General features: G+C 66.1%; 16 protein-coding genes. 14 read left to right on the top strand and 2 right to left on the bottom strand.

Features of this window, described 5'->3' with window-relative positions:
• The 13 genes from BHE01S_RS21265 to BHE01S_RS21325 all read left to right on the top strand — a co-directional run bounded on the left by BHE01S_RS21265 (position 1) and on the right by BHE01S_RS21325 (position 13131).
• A complete protein-coding gene (locus BHE01S_RS21265; protein ID WP_042267391.1) occupies positions 1 to 312 on the top strand; it encodes a recombinase-like helix-turn-helix domain-containing protein in 312 nt (103 codons plus the stop codon).
• A gap of 35 nt (positions 313 to 347) precedes the next feature.
• Entirely contained in the window at positions 348 to 1433 is a 1086-nt protein-coding gene (locus tag BHE01S_RS21270; protein WP_042267393.1) for an aromatic ring-hydroxylating dioxygenase subunit alpha, read from the top strand.
• Positions 1426 to 2202 (top strand): SDR family oxidoreductase, encoded by a 777-nt coding sequence (locus tag BHE01S_RS21275; protein ID WP_042267500.1) that lies wholly within the window; start codon positions 1426 to 1428, stop codon positions 2200 to 2202. The genes BHE01S_RS21270 and BHE01S_RS21275 overlap by 8 nt, the downstream gene beginning before the upstream one ends.
• Before the next feature lie 45 nt (positions 2203 to 2247).
• Complete coding sequence (locus BHE01S_RS21280) at positions 2248 to 2784, top strand: cupin domain-containing protein (RefSeq protein ID WP_042267501.1); 537 nt, start codon at positions 2248 to 2250, stop codon at positions 2782 to 2784.
• 30 nt (positions 2785 to 2814) lie between these two features.
• On the top strand, positions 2815 to 3717 hold the full coding sequence (locus tag BHE01S_RS21285; protein ID WP_042267394.1) for an alpha/beta fold hydrolase: 903 nt from the start codon (positions 2815 to 2817) through the stop codon (positions 3715 to 3717).
• Positions 3714 to 4580: an IclR family transcriptional regulator gene (locus BHE01S_RS21290; protein WP_042267395.1), complete on the top strand. Its 867-nt coding sequence runs from the start codon at positions 3714 to 3716 to the stop codon at positions 4578 to 4580. Before BHE01S_RS21285 ends, BHE01S_RS21290 begins: the two co-directional genes overlap by 4 nt.
• Positions 4577 to 5392: an SDR family oxidoreductase gene (locus BHE01S_RS21295; protein WP_042267397.1), complete on the top strand. Its 816-nt coding sequence runs from the start codon at positions 4577 to 4579 to the stop codon at positions 5390 to 5392. Before BHE01S_RS21290 ends, BHE01S_RS21295 begins: the two co-directional genes overlap by 4 nt.
• Positions 5385 to 7043: a thiamine pyrophosphate-binding protein gene (locus tag BHE01S_RS21300; RefSeq protein ID WP_042267399.1), complete on the top strand. Its 1659-nt coding sequence runs from the start codon at positions 5385 to 5387 to the stop codon at positions 7041 to 7043. The genes BHE01S_RS21295 and BHE01S_RS21300 overlap by 8 nt, the downstream gene beginning before the upstream one ends.
• On the top strand, positions 7036 to 7872 hold the full coding sequence (locus BHE01S_RS21305) for an aspartate dehydrogenase (RefSeq protein WP_042267401.1): 837 nt from the start codon (positions 7036 to 7038) through the stop codon (positions 7870 to 7872). Before BHE01S_RS21300 ends, BHE01S_RS21305 begins: the two co-directional genes overlap by 8 nt.
• Positions 7873 to 7895: 23 nt before the next feature.
• Positions 7896 to 9389 carry an aldehyde dehydrogenase gene (locus BHE01S_RS21310; RefSeq protein WP_042267403.1) on the top strand — a complete coding sequence of 498 codons (1494 nt, stop codon included), beginning with the start codon at positions 7896 to 7898 and terminating at the stop codon, positions 9387 to 9389.
• A 75-nt stretch (positions 9390 to 9464) separates the two neighbouring features.
• Positions 9465 to 10427 carry a VOC family protein gene (locus BHE01S_RS21315; RefSeq protein WP_042267405.1) on the top strand — a complete coding sequence of 321 codons (963 nt, stop codon included), beginning with the start codon at positions 9465 to 9467 and terminating at the stop codon, positions 10425 to 10427.
• Entirely contained in the window at positions 10424 to 11665 is a 1242-nt protein-coding gene (locus tag BHE01S_RS21320; RefSeq protein ID WP_042267406.1) for an NAD(P)/FAD-dependent oxidoreductase, read from the top strand. The genes BHE01S_RS21315 and BHE01S_RS21320 overlap by 4 nt, the downstream gene beginning before the upstream one ends.
• Before the next feature lie 38 nt (positions 11666 to 11703).
• Positions 11704 to 13131: an MFS transporter gene (locus BHE01S_RS21325; protein ID WP_042267408.1), complete on the top strand. Its 1428-nt coding sequence runs from the start codon at positions 11704 to 11706 to the stop codon at positions 13129 to 13131.
• Positions 13132 to 13356: 225 nt separating this feature from the next.
• Here BHE01S_RS21325 and BHE01S_RS21330 read toward each other — a convergent pair whose 3' ends face one another.
• Positions 13357 to 14247: a LysR family transcriptional regulator gene (locus BHE01S_RS21330; protein WP_174479523.1), complete on the bottom strand. Its 891-nt coding sequence runs from the start codon at positions 14245 to 14247 to the stop codon at positions 13357 to 13359.
• 77 nt (positions 14248 to 14324) lie between these two features.
• Between BHE01S_RS21330 and BHE01S_RS21335 the strand changes: the two genes are divergently transcribed.
• The gene (locus BHE01S_RS21335) at positions 14325 to 15626 is read left to right on the top strand and encodes an aspartate aminotransferase family protein (protein ID WP_042267411.1); all 1302 of its coding nucleotides are present in this window, start codon (positions 14325 to 14327) and stop codon (positions 15624 to 15626) included.
• A gap of 18 nt (positions 15627 to 15644) precedes the next feature.
• Here BHE01S_RS21335 and BHE01S_RS21340 read toward each other — a convergent pair whose 3' ends face one another.
• Complete coding sequence (locus tag BHE01S_RS21340; RefSeq protein ID WP_042267502.1) at positions 15645 to 16112, bottom strand: Lrp/AsnC family transcriptional regulator; 468 nt, start codon at positions 16110 to 16112, stop codon at positions 15645 to 15647.
• Between the last annotated feature and the right edge of the window lie 111 nt (positions 16113 to 16223).

Raw genomic sequence — 16223 nt, forward strand, 5'->3', positions numbered from 1 at the left:
ATGCGAGAAGTCCCCGTGAATTTCAATCCGTGGCTCAAGCCCTGGCTCGCGCCGCAACCGAACAACGTCGCCGGCAAAGGCGTGATCGAGCAGCCTGGCGAAGCGCAGAACATGGTGTGGCAAACGCGTAAGGCGGAACCCACGCAATACGAAAACGACTTCGGCGACGCGCTCGAACAGGTATTCGAAGCGGGCGCTGCTGAACTCGAGGAAGTCGTGGCTGGCCTGAACCGCATGGGCTTTCGCACGCCCGAAGGCGCATCCTGGAATGCCGAGCGCCTCGCCGCCGAATTCCGTCTGCTCGCCGAGTGAGCCGGCGCGGCCCACACTGAATACGGAGACCCCACATGACGTCCCCCACGATTGAAGTTGCAGGCGGCGCCGATCCCATCCGCGCCTATCTCGACCGCGGCATCAAGAACTACTGGTATCCCGTTGCTCCGAGCTGGCAGGTGGGCAACGCACCGATCGGCATCACGCGCCTCGGCGAACAGATCGTGCTGTGGCGCGATCAGGACGGCCAGGTCCATGCGCTCGAAGACCGTTGCCCGCACCGCGGCGCCCGCCTGTCCCTCGGCTGGAACCTCGGCAACCGCGTGGCGTGCTGGTATCACGGCATCGAAGTCGATGGCGGCGGCACCGTGCAGAACGTGCCGGCCGTTTCGGCCTGCCCGCTCGAAGGACAGAAGTGCGTGAAGTCGTATCCGGCCCAGGAGCATGCCGGCGCGGTGTTCCTGTGGTTCGGCGACGAAGCCCACAAGGAGGCCGCCCCGCTGCAGTTGCCCGAGGAACTCGTTGGTGAGGAGTACGCAAGCTTTCTGTGCATGTCGAACTGGAAGTGCAATTACCAGTACGCCATCGACAACGTGATGGACCCGATGCACGGCGCGTATCTGCACGCCACCTCGCATTCGATGGCCGATGGCGACAAGCAGGCCGAGATGCGCGTGCGCAAGACTCAATCCGGCCTCATGTTCGAAAAGATCGGCCAGCGCGACGTCAACTTCGACTGGGTCGAACTGGGCGAAACCGGCTGCCTCTGGATGCGCCTCGCGATTCCGTACAAGAAGAAGTTCGGCCCGGGCGGCAACTTCGGCATCATCGGATTCGCCGTGCCGGTGGACGAAAACAACTGCCAGGTTTACTTCTGGCGCACGCGCAAGGTGCAGGGCTGGCAGCGCGACGCGTGGCGCTTCATGTATCGCAATCGTCTGGAAGGTCTGCATTGGGCCGTGCTGGAGCAAGACCGCTACGTGCTGGAAAGCATGGCGCCAAACGCACGCGATCACGAATTCCTCTATCAGCACGACGTCGGCATGACGCGTGTGCGCCGCATGCTGCGCCAGCGTGCCCAGCAGCATTTCGCCGAACTCGATGCGTTGCGCGCCGGGCAGGGCGCCAACGCACCAACCGCCGGGAACGGCCATGCATGACGCCACGTTCGCGGCGCAGGTCGCGCTCGCCGGGCGGCGGGTGCTCGTCACAGGCGGCGCACGCGGTCTGGGCGCCGCGTTCGTGCAGGCGCTCGCAGCGGCCGGCGCGCGCGTGACCTTCGGCGACGTGCTGGTCGAGGCGGGCGAGGCGCTCGCTCAGCAACTCGCTGCAGCCGGGCACGAGGTTGCCTTCGCGCCACTCGATCTCGCGCAGCCGGCAAGCATTGCCGCATTCGTCGATGCCGCCGCGCAGCGCATGGGCGGCGTGGACGCGCTCATCAACAACGCGGCGATCACGAACTCGGGCGGCAAACTCGCGCACGAAGTGAGCGTCGAGACGTGGGACGCGGTGATGGACGTGAACGTACGCGGCACCTGGCTCATGTGCGCAGCCGCGCAGCGCTGGTTGCGCGAGTCGGGCCGCGGCGCGATCGTCAACATCGCTTCCGATACGGCACTGTGGGGCGCGCCCAAACTGCTCGCCTACGTGGCGAGCAAGGGCGCCGTGATCGCAATGACCCATTCGCTCGCGCGCGAGTTCGGCGCCGATGGCATCACCGTCAACGCCGTTGCGCCCGGCCTGACCGAAGTGGAGGCAACGGCTTACGTACCGGCCGAGCGCCACGCGTATTACCTGGAAGGGCGGGCGCTGCGGCGCGCGCAGGTGCCCGGGGACGTGACGGGCCCGGTGTTGTTCCTCTTGTCCGACGCCGCGCGTTTCGTGACCGGGCAGCTGCTGCCGGTCAACGGCGGCTTCGTGATGAACTGATTTCGTAGAACTGAAGACATGTTCGAAAGAACCCAAGGAGAAAACATGGCCGATGCCGATATCGAGCGCAAGTCGTGGGACCGCCCCGCCGACGCGAGCTTTGACGACTGGATGAACACGCGCGTGGCGCGCTTTGAAACGCGCCGCTACGACTGGGACGCCCTGAAGTTCCAGGCCGACTACGACCCGAAGTACCGCCGCGCGCAAATGCGCTATGTGGGCACGGGCGGCACGGGCGTCGCGAAGGACGTCAACACCGTGCCCGCTGGCGGCTTCACGTTCTCGACCATGGTGATTCCGGCCGGCAACATCGGCCCGAGCCATATCCATACCGACGTCGAAGAAATTTTCTTCGTGCTGCGCGGCAAGATGAAGGTCGTCTGCGAGAAGGACGGCGAGATGTGGGAAGCCGTGCTGGGCGAACGCGACCTGATTTCGGTGCCGCCGGGCGTGTACCGCACGGAAATCAACGTGGGCGAGGAGGACGCGCTGATGTGCGTGATGCTCGGCTCGCCGAAGCCCATCACGCCGACGTATCCGCCCGACTCGCCGCTCGCGAAAATCAAGCGCGAGATGAAGTAAGCGACATAGCCGCAACCCGAAACCGAAGCCATGAACGACACGATCCACACTGCAGCCTCTTCAGCCGGCACGTTCGAAACGCGGCTCGCGCGCTTCGCACTGCGTAGCGCGCGGGCAGGCGCGGCCAGCGTGAGTTATCGCGAAGCAGCGGGGGACGGCGGTAACGAGGCGCTGCCGCTCGTGCTTCTGCATGGCATCGGCTCCGGCGCGGCTTCATGGGTGCAGCAGCTCGAAGCGCTCGGCGGCGCGCGCCGCGTGCTCGCGTGGGACGCACCGGGTTACGGCGCTTCCACGCCGGTCGCGAGCGCGTCGCCGGTCGCGGCGGACTATGCACGCGTGCTGGCGGACTGGCTCGACGCGCTGCGAATCGCGCGTTGCGCACTCGTGGGCCATTCGCTCGGCGCGATCATGGCAGGCGCGTTTGCCGCCGCGCACCCCGAACGCGTGGCCGGCTTGCTGCTGATTTCACCTGCGGCTGGCTATGGCGCGGCCGATGAAAGCGTACGCGCCGAAAAACGAGACGCGCGCCTTGCCATGCTGGCCGAACTCGGTGCGCAGGGGCTTGCGCAACAGCGCAGCGCGAACATGCTTTCGCCCCACGCCGACCCCGCCTCGCGCGCCTGGGTGCGCTGGAACATGGCGCGCATCGTGCCGCACGGCTACGCCCAGGCCACGCATCTGCTCGCGAACGCGGACCTCGCCGCCGACCTCGCGCGTTGCGTGGGCAAGTTGCCGATGACCGTCGCGGTGGGCGCGCAAGACACGATTACGCCGCCCGAGGCCTGCGAGGGGCTCGCGCAGGTCGCCCACGCGACGTTTCATACGGTACCGAACGCGGGCCACGCGGGCTACATCGAACAACCGCAGGCTTATCGCACGCTGATCGAATCCACGCTGACTCATCTACTCAGTACTACGGAGCTCAAGGCATGACACCCGACGTCGACGAAGACCGCAACGACGCCAGCTACCGCGTGCCGGGTCTGGAGCGCGGCCTGCGCATCCTGACCGAATTCTCGCCGCGCGAGCCGGTGCTCGACGCGCCGGAACTCTCGCGCCGCCTGGGCATTCCGCGCACCACGGTGTTTCGTCTCCTGCAAACGCTCGAATCGCTGGGCTTTCTCGAGCGCGCGGACCGCGACCGCAATTATCGCCTCGGCGTGGCCGTGCTGCGCCTCGGCTTCGAATACCTCAGCTCGCTCGAACTCACCGACCTCGGCCTGCCGTTGATCGAGGCGCTGCGCGACGCGACGGGACTCACCGCGCACATTGTGATTCGCGACGGACGCGACATCGTATTCGTCGCCAAGGCGCAGAGCCACGCGCCCATATTCAGTTCCGTGAAGGTGAACGTCGGCACGCGTCTGCCGGCGCACGCCACGACCCACGGCCAGGTGCTGATGGGCGATCTCACGCTTGCCGAACTGCGCGCGCTTTATCCGGAACCGCGGCTGGAACGCTTCACGCCGTCCACGCCGGAGACGGTCGAGGCGCTCTTCGAGCGCATTCGCCAAGACGCCGGTCGCGGCTACGCCGTGAGCGAATCGTCGTTCGAGCGCGGTATTTCCGTGGTGTCGGCGCCCGTGCGCAACGACACGGGCCGCATTGCCGCTGTGGTGACGACGACCATTCCGCGCCCCGGCATCGACGCGCAGCTGCTCGACGGCGGTTTGATCGAGAAGGTGCGCCGCGCGGCCGACGAACTCTCGAAGCGCCTGAACTATCGGCCTCAAAACAGGCCCCAGGCATCCACCGGCAAGGGCGTGCCCTATATGAAAGCATTGGGGATCAAATGATTCAACTCGATTTGACCGGTCAGGTCGCCGTTGTAACGGGCGGTTCGTCCGGCATTGGCCTCGCCACCGCCGAACTCTTCTTGCGTGCGGGCGCGGCGGTTGCAATCTGCGGCCGCGACAGCGAGCGCCTCGCGCGCGCCGAACGCGCCCTGGGCGAGCGTTATCCGCAGGGGCAACTGCTCGCTTCGCGCTGCGATGTGCTCGACGCTGGCGAAGTCGCCGCCTTCGCGGCAGCGGTCGAACAGCGCTTCGGCCGCGCCGACATGCTCGTGAACAACGCGGGACAAGGCCGCGTTTCCACCTTTGCCGATACGTCGGACGACGCGTGGCGCGAGGAACTCGACCTCAAGTATTTCAGCATCATCCGTCCCACGCGCGCGTTTTTGCCCTTGCTGCGCAAGGCCGCAAGAGCTGGCAACGCCGCGATCGTCTGCGTGAACTCGCTGCTCGCGCTGCGGCCCGAGCCGCATATGGTCGCGACCTCGTCCGCACGTGCCGGTGTGCTCAGCCTCATCAAGTCGCTCGCCGTCGAATTCGCGCCCGAGCAGATCCGCGTGAATTCGATCCTGATCGGCATCGTGGAGTCGGGGCAGTGGCGCCGGCGCTATGAAAACGACCAGGAGGCGCAGTCCGCGGGCCAGAGCTGGGAAGACTGGACGCAAGCGCTCGCGCGCAAGAAGCACATTCCGCTTGGCCGCTTCGGCCGCCCCGAAGAAGCCGCCCAGGCGCTGTTTTATCTGGCCACGTCCCTGTCGTCCTATACGACGGGCAGTCATATCGATGTATCTGGAGGCGTTGCACGTCATGTCTAACCAAACCACCGTCGGCGAACTGATCGCCGCCTTCCTCGAACAATGTGGAGTCCGAACCGCTTTCGGCGTAATCTCGATCCACAACATGCCGATTCTCGACGCCATCGGGACGCGCGGCAACATCCGCTACGTCGGCGCGCGCGGCGAAGCGGGCGCGGTCAACATGGCGGACGGCCTCGCGCGTGTCTCGGGCGGCCTTGGCGTGGCGTTCACCAGCACGGGCACGGCGGCGGGCAACGCGGCAGGCGCGATGGTCGAGGCGCTCACGGCAGGCACGGCGCTGCTCCATATCACCGGCCAGATCGAAACCGAATACCTCGATCAGGACCTCGCGTACATTCACGAGGCGCCCGATCAGCTGACCATGCTCTCGTCGATTTCGAAGGCCGCGTTCCGCGTGCGTTCGGTCGAGACCGCGCTGCCCACCATCCGCGAAGCGGTGCGCGTGGCGCAGACGGCGCCGAGCGGCCCGGTGAGCGTGGAGATTCCCATCGACATTCAGGCCGCGCTCACCGACTGGCCCGCCGATCTCACCGCGCCGCACCTCACGACGCTCACGCACGACGAAGCGCGCGTGGAACAACTCGCAAACGAACTCGCGAAGGCGAAGCGCCCGCTGCTGTGGCTGGGTGGCGGCACACGCCATGCGCGCGCCGCCGTGGAGCGCCTCGTGGCACTCGGCTTTGGCGTGGTGACGAGCGTGCAGGGCCGCGGCGTGCTGCCCGAAGATCACCCGGCCACGCTCGGCGCGTTCAACGTGAGCCCTTCGGTCGAACGTCTGTACAAGACCTGCGACGCGATGCTGGTGGTGGGCTCGCGCCTGCGCGGCAACGAAACGCTCAAATACAAGCTCGCGCTGCCGCAACCGCTCTATCGTATCGACGCCGACGCGCTTGCCGACAATCGCGGCTACCGTAACGCGCTGTTCGTGCATGGCGACGCCGCGCGCGTGCTCGACGCGCTTGCCACGCGCCTCGAAAGCCGCATCAAGGTCGATCCGCAATTCGCCGCCGAGATCGGCGAGGCGCGCGAAATCGCCGTGGCGGAAACGGGCAAGGGTCTCGGTCCATACCGCCGTCTCGTGGAAGCGCTGCAGCGCGCCGTGGGCCGCGACTACAACTGGGTGCGCGACGTCACGATCTCGAACAGCACGTGGGGCAACCGCCTCCTCAAGATTTTCACGCCGCGCGCGGGCGTGCATGCGCTCGGCGGCGGCATCGGCCAGGGCATGCAGATGGCGATCGGCGCGGCGCTCGCGAACGCCGCCGCGAAGACCGTGTGCCTCGTGGGCGACGGCGGGCTGATGGTGAACGTCGGCGAACTCGCGACGGCCGTGCAGGAAAAGGCCAACGTGATGATCGTGCTGATGAACGACCAGTGCTACGGCGTGATCCGCAACATCCAGGACGCGCAGTACGGCGGCCGCCGCATGTACGTCGATCTGCACCAGCCGGAGTTTTCGCAGTTCTGCGCGAGCCTTGGCCTCAGGCACTACCGCCTCTCGTCGCTCGACGACGCCGATAGCGTGATTCGCGAAGGCATGGCGTTCGAAGGCCCCGTGCTGCTCGAAGTGGACATGAAGGCCGTGGGCAGCTTCGAGACGGCGTTCGCGGGCCCGCCGGTGCGCAAGGAGGAGCCCCAACATGCATAACGGCCATGCCGTGCCGCACGCACCGAATGCACCCATCGACATCGCGATGATCGGCTTCGGTGCGATCGGGCAGACCGTGTATCGCGCGGTCGCCGCCGATCCGCTCGTGCACGTCTCGCACGTGATCGTGCCCGAACACCACGCCGCCGCCGTGCGCGAGCAGGTGGACGGCGCGGTGGAAGTCGTGTCGTCGGTGCGCGCGCTTTCCACGCGGCCGCAGTTCGCGCTCGAATGTGCGGGTCACGCGGCGCTCGTCGATCACGTCGTACCGCTGCTGCAAAGCGGCACCGATTGCGCGGTGGCCTCGATCGGCGCGCTTTCCGATGTCGAGCTGCTCGAACGTCTCTCGCATGCCGCCGACGAAGGCGACGCCACGCTCACGCTGCTTTCGGGCGCGATAGGCGGCATCGATGCGCTTTCCGCGGCGAAGCTGGGCGGCCTCGACGAAGTGCTGTACACGGGGCGCAAGCCGCCGCTCGGCTGGCTCGACACGCCTGCGGAAAATGTCTGCGACCTGCGTGCGCTCACGCGGGAGCAGGTGATTTTCGAAGGCAGCGCGCGCGAAGCGGCGCGGCTCTTTCCGAAGAACGCGAACGTGGCCGCGACCATCGCGCTCGCGGGCCTGGGCCTCGACCAGACGACAGTGCGCCTGATCGCCGATCCGGCCGTGGAGCGCAACGTGCACCGCATCGTGGCGCGGGGTGTGTTCGGCGAAATGTCGCTGGAAATGTGCGGCAAGCCGCTGCCCGACAATCCGAAGACCTCCGCGCTCACCGCGTATAGCGCGATTCGCGCACTGCGCAACCGCGCCGCGCGCTGCGTGATTTGATGCGAACAAGTGAGACCCTGAAGATGACTTCATTCGATACGAGCCTCATCCCGAACGGCGATATCCTGGTCGGCGGCGAGTGGCGCCAGGGGCGCGCCGCGCCTTTTGCGAGCCTTTACCCGGCGGACCAGTCGCTGAACATGGAGGTCTCGACGGCGAGCGCCGAAGACGCGAGCGACGCGGTCGAGAAGGCGCATGCCGCATGGAAGCAGGGCGAATGGGCCGGCATGAAGCCGCATCTGCGCGCGCTCGTGCTCTATCGCATTGCCGACCTGATCATGCGGCGCCACGAAGCACTCGCGCAGCTGCAGCGCCGCGACAACGGCAAGCCGATCGGCGAAACGCGCGTGCTGGTGGCGAGCGCGGCGAACACGTTCCGCTATTTCGCCGCGTGCCTGGAAACGCTCGACGACGACCTCACGCCCTCGCGCGGCGATTACCTGACGATGAGCGTGCACGAGCCGGTTGGCGTCGTGGCCGCGATCACGCCGTGGAATTCGCCGATCGCCTCCGACGCGCAAAAACTCGCGCCCGCGCTCGCGGCCGGCAACGCGGTGGTGCTCAAGCCCGCCGAAGTCACGCCGCTCGTTTCGCTCGCGCTCGCACGCATCTGCGAGGAAGCGGGCGTGCCCAAGGGCATCCTGAGCGTGCTGCCCGGCAAGGGCTCGGTGATCGGCGACGTGCTGGTGCGTCATCCGCTCGTCAAGAAGGTGTCGTTCACGGGTGGCACCGAAGTGGGCCGCGGGATCGCGCGCCTCGCAGCGGAAAAGCTCATGCCGGTGTCGCTGGAGCTGGGTGGCAAGTCGCCGACCATCGTGTTCGAAGACGCCGATCTCGACCATGCCGTGAACGGCGTGCTGTACGGCATCTTCAGTTCGTCGGGCGAGGCGTGCATCGCCGGATCTCGCCTGTTCGTGCAGCGCACGATCTACGAAGCGTTCATGAAGCGCCTCGTGGAGGGCGCACGCAAGCTGCGCGTGGGCGACCCGTCGCGCGAGAACACGCAGATGGGCCCGCTCATCACCGCAAAGCACCGCGAGTCGGTGGAGCGCTATGTGGCGCTCGGTCTGGAAGAGGGCGGGCGGCTTCTGTGCGGCGGCGAGCGGCCGGTGGGCGATGGGCGCGAGAAAGGCTTTTTCTATCAGCCGACCATTCTGGAAGGACTCCGGAATACTGCACGGATCTGCCAGGAAGAGATTTTCGGACCGGTGCTCGTGGCGATGCCTTTCGACGACGAAGCGGCGCTGATCGAAGAAGCGAACGACAGCGTGTTTGGTCTCGCAGCCGGCATCTGGACGCGCGACTACAAACGCGCGTGGCGCGTCGCGCGCAAGCTCGAAGCGGGCACGGTATGGATCAACACGTACAAGCTGTTCTCGATCTCCACGCCGTTCTCGGGCTGGAAGGAAAGCGGCATGGGCCGCGAGAAAGGGCGGCTCGGCATTCGTGAATACATGCAGCAGAAGAGCCTCTACTGGGGCTTGAACGACGCGCCGCTGCCCTGGGCCAACGCCTGAGGGCGCGGGACTCGCTATGCATGTGGCGGCACCCGGCGCGAAAGCGCAAAGCCCGGTCGAAAGGAGACAGGCAACATGACGATACTCGGTATCGAACAGATTACTTACGGCGTGACGGATCTCGAGACCTGCCGCCGCTTTTTCGCGGATTGGGGCTTGAAGGAAACCGCGCACGACGAAACGCACGCGCGCTTCGAAACGCTCAACGGCTGCACCGTGCTCGTGGTCGACGCGAACGATGCTTCCTTGCCCGCCGCGTTCGAAGCGGGCCCGACGCTGCGCGAAGTGACGTGGGGCGTGGCCACCCGCGCGGAACTCGACGCGCTGCGCGAACGCCTGAAGGACCAGCCCGGTTACTACAGCGAAGCCGACGCGGCGGGCTGCTTCGACCCGGCCGGCATGGCAATACGCGTGGAAGTCACGCGCCGGCGCGAGATCGACGTGAAGGGCTCGCCTTCGAACGTGTGGGGGCAGACGCTGCGCGTGGATCAGCCTTCGCCTGTCTATGAGCGCGCGGAGCCCGTGGAAGTGGGCCACGTGGTGTTCTTTACGAACTGCCTCGCCGAGCAGGAAACGTTCTATCACGAACGGCTCGGCTTCGAGACCTCGGACCGTTATCCGAACCGCGGCGCGTTCATGCGCTGCGCGCCGCACGGCGGCCACCACGACCTGTTCCTGCTCGCGCTGCCGGACGGCAAGAAAGGCCTGAATCACGTGGCGTTCACGGTGCGCGATATCCACGAGGTGTTCGGCGGCGGCCTGCATATCAGCCGCTGCGGCTGGACCACGCAGCTCGGTCCAGGCCGGCATCCGGTTTCGTCCGCTTATTTCTGGTACTTCAGGAACCCGGCGGGCGGCCTGATCGAATATTACGCCGACGAAGACGTGCTCACGCCCGAATGGCAGCCGCGCGATTTCGAACCGGGCCCGACCGTGTTCGCGGAATGGGCCGTGGACGGCGGCCTCGACGGCAATACGCGCCGCCAGAAGCACGCCGAGGCGCCGCAAGGCAAGTTCATGACGGAGCGTAAGCCATGAGCGCTACACCTGAAAATGCGGCCGCAGAGGCACCGCGTACCGTCGTCGTGATCGGCGGCGGCCAGGCCGCGGGCTGGGTCGTGAAGACGCTGCGCAAGGAGGGCTACGCCGGCCGCCTCGTGATGATCGCCGACGAAGTGCATCTGCCGTACGAGCGTCCGCCGCTTTCCAAAGCGGTGCTCGCGGGCGAAGCCGATATCGAAACGGTGCGTATCGCGAAGCCCGACGAATTCGCCGCGCTCAATGTCGAAACATGGCAACCGGACTGTGCGACGTCCATCGACCGCACGGCGCGCATGGTGACTACGCGATCGGGCCGCGAAGTGCAGTACGACCGGCTCGTGATCGCCACGGGCGGCGCGGCGCGCAAGCTGCCCGCGAGCATCGTGAAGAGCGCGCATGTGACGTACCTGCGCACGCTGGACGAAGCGCTGGCGCTCGGCGAGCGTTTGCGCAGCAGCCGGCGTGTGCTGGTCGTCGGCGGTGGCTGGATCGGTCTCGAAGTCGCGGCGACGGCGCGCAAGCTAGGCGTGCAGGCGACCGTGGTGGAGGGCGCGCCGCGCCTGTGCGCCCGCTCGTTGCCGGAGAATGTATCGCGCTTCCTGCTCGATCTGCACCGTGCGAATGGCGTGGATGTGCGCCTGAATGCGATGCTGCTTACGCTCGAAGACCGGGCCGAAGGCGGCGTGCGCGCAACCTTCGCGGACGGCAGCACGCTCGACGCCGATTTCGCGGTTGCCGGCATCGGCCTCGTGCCGCACACGGCGCTTGCCGTCGCCGCGGGACTTTCGGTGGACGACGGCATCGTGGTGGACGAATTCGGAGAAACGTCGGATTCCTGCATATTTGCCTGCGGCGACGTGGCGAACCATCCAAACGCATGGCTCAAGCGCCGCGTGCGGCTCGAATCGTGGGCCAACGCGCAGAACCAGGCCATCGCTGCCGCAAAAGCCGTGCTTGGCGTGAAGACGCCGTATGCGGAGATTCCGTGGTTCTGGTCCGATCAGTACGACGTGAACCTGCAGATACTTGGCGACATTCCCGCTGGCGTCGCGCCGGTGCTGCGCGGCAGTCTCGAAGAGAAGCGCGCTTCGCTTTTCTTCGTGGCAGACGGCCATTTGCGCGGCGCCATTGCAATCAACGCGGCACGCGAACTCAAGCTCGCGCGCAAATGGATGGGCCAGGGGCGCGCGGTGGATCTTGCCGCCCTCGCCGACACCAGCAAGGCGCTCGCTTAACCCTCATACACGAGACAACACGGGACGGGATCACAGGCATGAGAACCCTCGACAACTCTATCGGCCATCGCGGCGGCGCCGCCATGTACGAGCCGCTCAGCGACGCAACCGGTGGGGCCCCCACGCGCGGATCGATCATCGCGCGGCTCGAACGGCTGCCGACCAACGCCATGCTGGTGCGCGCACGTATCCTCATCGGCCTTGCCACGTTCTTCGACGGCTTCGACGTGATCGCGATCGCCGCGACGCTGCCGATCCTGATCCAGAGGTGGCATCTCACGCCGTGGGAAATCGGCTTTCTGATCGCATCGGGCTCGGTCGGGCAGTTGTTCGGCGCATTTCTGTTCCCGTGGCTCGCGCAACGCCACGGCCGCGTGCGCGCGATTGCGTGGAGCTCGGGCATCATCGGCGTGACGAGCATTGCGTGCGGCTTTGCGCCGAGCTTCGCCGTGTTCGCAGCGCTGCGCGTGGTGCAGGGCCTGGGCCTCGGCGGCGAGTTGCCCGTGGCCGCGACGTATATCAACGAGGTCAGTCGCGCTCATGGCCGCGGACGTTTCGTTCTCCTTTACGAGATCGTATTCCCGGTCGGCCTGCTCGCTTCGAATGCGCTGGGCGCGTGGCTCGTGCCGCGCTTCGGCTGGCAGATCATGTACTTCATCGGTGGAATGCCGCTCGTGCTGTTCTTCGTGCTGCGCAAGCTCGTGCCCGAGTCGCCGCGCTGGCTGGCGGAATGCGCACGCGTGCAGGAAGCGGATCGCGCCGTGAGCGCGTTCGAGCGTACCGCGAAAGGTCCGCTCGCACCGCTCACGAACGTGGCTGAATTCGATGCGCTCGTTGCGCGCCACCCCAGGCGCAGCGTGAAGGATCTGTTCGGGCCCGCGTATCGCAAGCGCACGCTCGCCGTGGCGATGCTCTGGATTACCTGCGGTTTCATTCAGTACGGGCTGTCGACCTGGTTGCCCACGATCTATCGCAACGTCTATCACGCACCCCTGCAACTCGCGCTCAATCTCGCCGTCGCGGCCTCGGTGCTCGGCGTGCTCGGTTCTCTCGCCTGCGCACTGCTGGTCGACATGGTGGGCCGCAAACCCGTGATCAACGTCTCCTTCGTGCTGTGTGCGATTTCTCTCGCGCTGGCCGGCGTGTGCCACGCGATGTCGGTCTACGTGGTCGCGACGTTTTGCGCGCTGGCGCTCGGCCTGCTCGCCAGCGGTTTCATCACCGCTTATGTCTACACGCCCGAGTTGTACCCCACGAGCATCCGTGCGCTGGGCTGCGGTGTGGGCGGCGCGTGGCTTAAGGTGGCCGCTATCTTTGCACCGACGATAGTGTCGAAGACGATGATCGGCGGCAATCTCGACGTGGCGTTCTATATTCTCGCCGCCGTGCCATTCCTTGCGGCCGTGACGGTGCATTTTCTCGGTATCGAGACGAAGGGGAAGGTGCTCGAGCAGCTGGAGGCGTGAGCGGCAGGGCGTGCCTGCACGTCTTGCATGCCGCCCGAAATGGTTCAAGGGCCTCTCCTGTGGCGAGGTGAGCTGGGTCGAAAAGCACGGTGCGTATCCTTCCAGCACTTTCACGATAGCACCGAGGCGGTTTAATCATTTCCGGCCTGGATACCTCTTTTCCGATGTTATGAATCGCAAGATGCGACGTATTGGATTGAGCGCATCGATGCGCGTGCGACGCGTTCACAACAGCGGCAGCGTGAGCCGGATGTGCTCGGCAAAGGCCGCCGTGAGGAGCGAGGGCCGCTTGCGCCCGAACTTTATCGTGATCCCGACGGCGGGCAAGGGCGGCAGCGCGGGGTCGCCATTGAGAATGGCCAGATCCGGCGGAACGGCCGTTTGCGTCATGACGGCGAACGCCTGGCCCGAACGCACGAGCGCGGTCAGCCCGGCGAGGCTGCTGCTCGCATACGCGACGCGATAGGCCCTGCCCGTGCGCTCCAGCGCCTCGCAGGCCGCGATGTGGTCGAGCGTATCGGGATCGGAGAGCGCGAGGGGCAGCGGATCGAAGTGGGAGGCGTCGAGTTCGGGCGAGCCGATCCAGACCAGTTGCTCGCGCCGGATGATTTCGTCGTCCGTGCCGCGGGCGGTCAAAGGCAGCGACACCATGGCGAGGTCGACCGCGCGCTTGTCGAGTTGTTCGACAAGGCGCGGCGTGGGCACGCATACGACTTCCACGAGCGCATGGGGATGCTGGCTCGAAAACTGCCGCAGCAAAGAGGGGAGGAACACGGCGGCATAGTCGTCCGGGCAGCCGAAGCGGATGGTTCCCGACAGGCCCGTGCCGCACAGGTCGGCCATCGCTTCGTCGTGCAGGCGCAGCATGCGCTGGGCATGGACCAGCAGGCGCTCGCCGGGGTGGGTCAGCGCGACACCGCGGCCGGTGCGCTGAAACAGCGGCTGATCGACGATCTCCTCGAGCCGCTTGATCTGCTGGCTCAGCGCCGACTGGGTGCGGCCCACGCGTTCGGCTGCACGGCTGAGCGAGCGCACCTCTGCAATGACCGCGAACGAACGCAGCAGATCGATTTCCAGCGGACGGCTCACGATATTAGCCTCTCTTCTAGCTTGCATAAGAACTATTCGATTCTATAAAACCAGAGCGCCGACTAGACTGCAAGAAAAACCCGCCACCCGAAAAGGAGAAGCCCGTGTCCAGAAACGACGACGAACAGTTTTGGCGCAACGCGCGGCAGCACCTGATCCGCTATGGCGGCACGTTCGAGCCGATGATCATCGAGCGCGCCCAGGGCAGCTTCGTCTACGACGCCGACGGCCGCCCGATTCTCGACTTCACCTCGGGACAGATGAGCGCCGTGCTGGGCCATAGCCACCCCGAAATCGTCGCGGTCATCAACGAATACGCGGGCAAGCTGGACCACCTGTTCAGCGGCATGCTCTCGCGGCCCGTGGTCGAGCTGGCAACGCGCCTGGCCGACGTCACGCCTGCCGGGCTCGACCGGGCGCTGTTGTTGAGCACCGGCGCGGAGTCGAACGAGGCTGCCATCCGCATGGCGAAGCTCGTCACGGGCAAATTCGAGATCGTGGGCTTTGCGCAGTCGTGGCACGGCATGACGGGCGGCGCGGCTTCGGCAACCTATAGCGCGGGACGCAAGGGCGTGGGTCCCGCAGCGGTGGGATCGTATGCGATTCCCGCGCCGTTCACGTACCGGCCGCGCTTCGAGCGCAACGGGCGATACGATTACCTCGCGGAACTCGATTACGCATTCGATCTCATCGACCGCCAGTCCAGCGGCAATCTCGCGGCCTTCATCGCGGAGCCGATCCTGAGTTCGGGCGGCATCATCGAACTGCCGCCGGGGTATATGGCGGCGCTCAAGCGCAAATGCGAAGAGCGCAGCATGCTGCTGATTCTGGACGAGGCGCAAACGGGCGTTGGGCGCACCGGGATGATGTTTGCGTGCGAGCACGACGGCGTGACGCCCGACATTCTCACGCTCTCCAAGACGCTCGGCGCGGGCTTGCCGCTCGCGGCCGTGGTGACGTCCGCGCAGATCGAGGAGGCGGCGCACGAACGGGGCTTCCTGTTCTACACGACGCATGTGTCCGATCCGCTTCCCGCCGCAGTCGGCCTGCGCGTGCTGGACGTGGTGCAACGTGACGGACTCGTTGCGCGCGCAAACATCATGGGCGATCGATTGAGGCGCGGGCTGCTGGACCTGATGGAGCGCTTCGCATGCGTCGGCGACATTCGGGGGCGCGGCCTGCTGCTGGGTCTGGAGGTCGTCAAGGACCGCAGCACGAAGGAGCCCGCCGACGGGCTCGGCGCGAAGATCACGCGCGAATGCATGAAGCTCGGACTCAGCATGAACATCGTGCAGCTGCCAGGCATGGGCGGCGTGTTCCGCATCGCGCCGCCGCTGACCGTGAGCGAGCAGGAGATCGATCTCGGCGTGAAACTGCTGGGGCAGGCAATCGAACGTTCGCTCTGAGGTTCCGGGTCATCGCGGCTAGGTCTTGCCGCGCGACCCGGCCGGGACCGCCTGAGGGCGCGTGAGCGCACGCGCGGCGAGCGGCGTGGACATGACGATGGACGTGCGCGTTTCGCCGTAAAGGTTGATCCGCTGGATCAGGCGCTCCAGATCGGCCACGCTCGTTGCGACGAGGCGAATGACGTAAGAGTCCGCGCCCGTGACGTGATGGCATTCGAGCACCTCGGCAATCGTGCCGAGCAGCTTGAGAAACTTCGCCTTCGCGGACTGGGGCACCGTAATGCCGATCAGGGCGCAGATCGGATAGCCGGCCGCAGCCGGATTCACGCGTGCCGTATAGCCCTCGATCACGCCGGCATCTTCGAGACGTCTCACTCGCTCCGTGACCGCCGGCACCGAGAGATGCACGCGGCGCGCAAGCTCGGTATAGGTCACGCGGCCGCTCTCCTGCAGCAGCGCCAGAATATTCCAGTCCAGATCGTCCATCATGGCGAAATGTTTAAGGTGAAATGGCAATTCTCCCTTAAATCTGCGCTTCTGCGCATCATCTTCGCGGTCTACGATAGTCACTCAGGGAACATTCATCGCGGGGGAGAG

It is taken from the genome of Paraburkholderia heleia NBRC 101817, from assembly GCF_000739775.1.
Taxonomy (GTDB): domain Bacteria; phylum Pseudomonadota; class Gammaproteobacteria; order Burkholderiales; family Burkholderiaceae; genus Paraburkholderia; species Paraburkholderia heleia.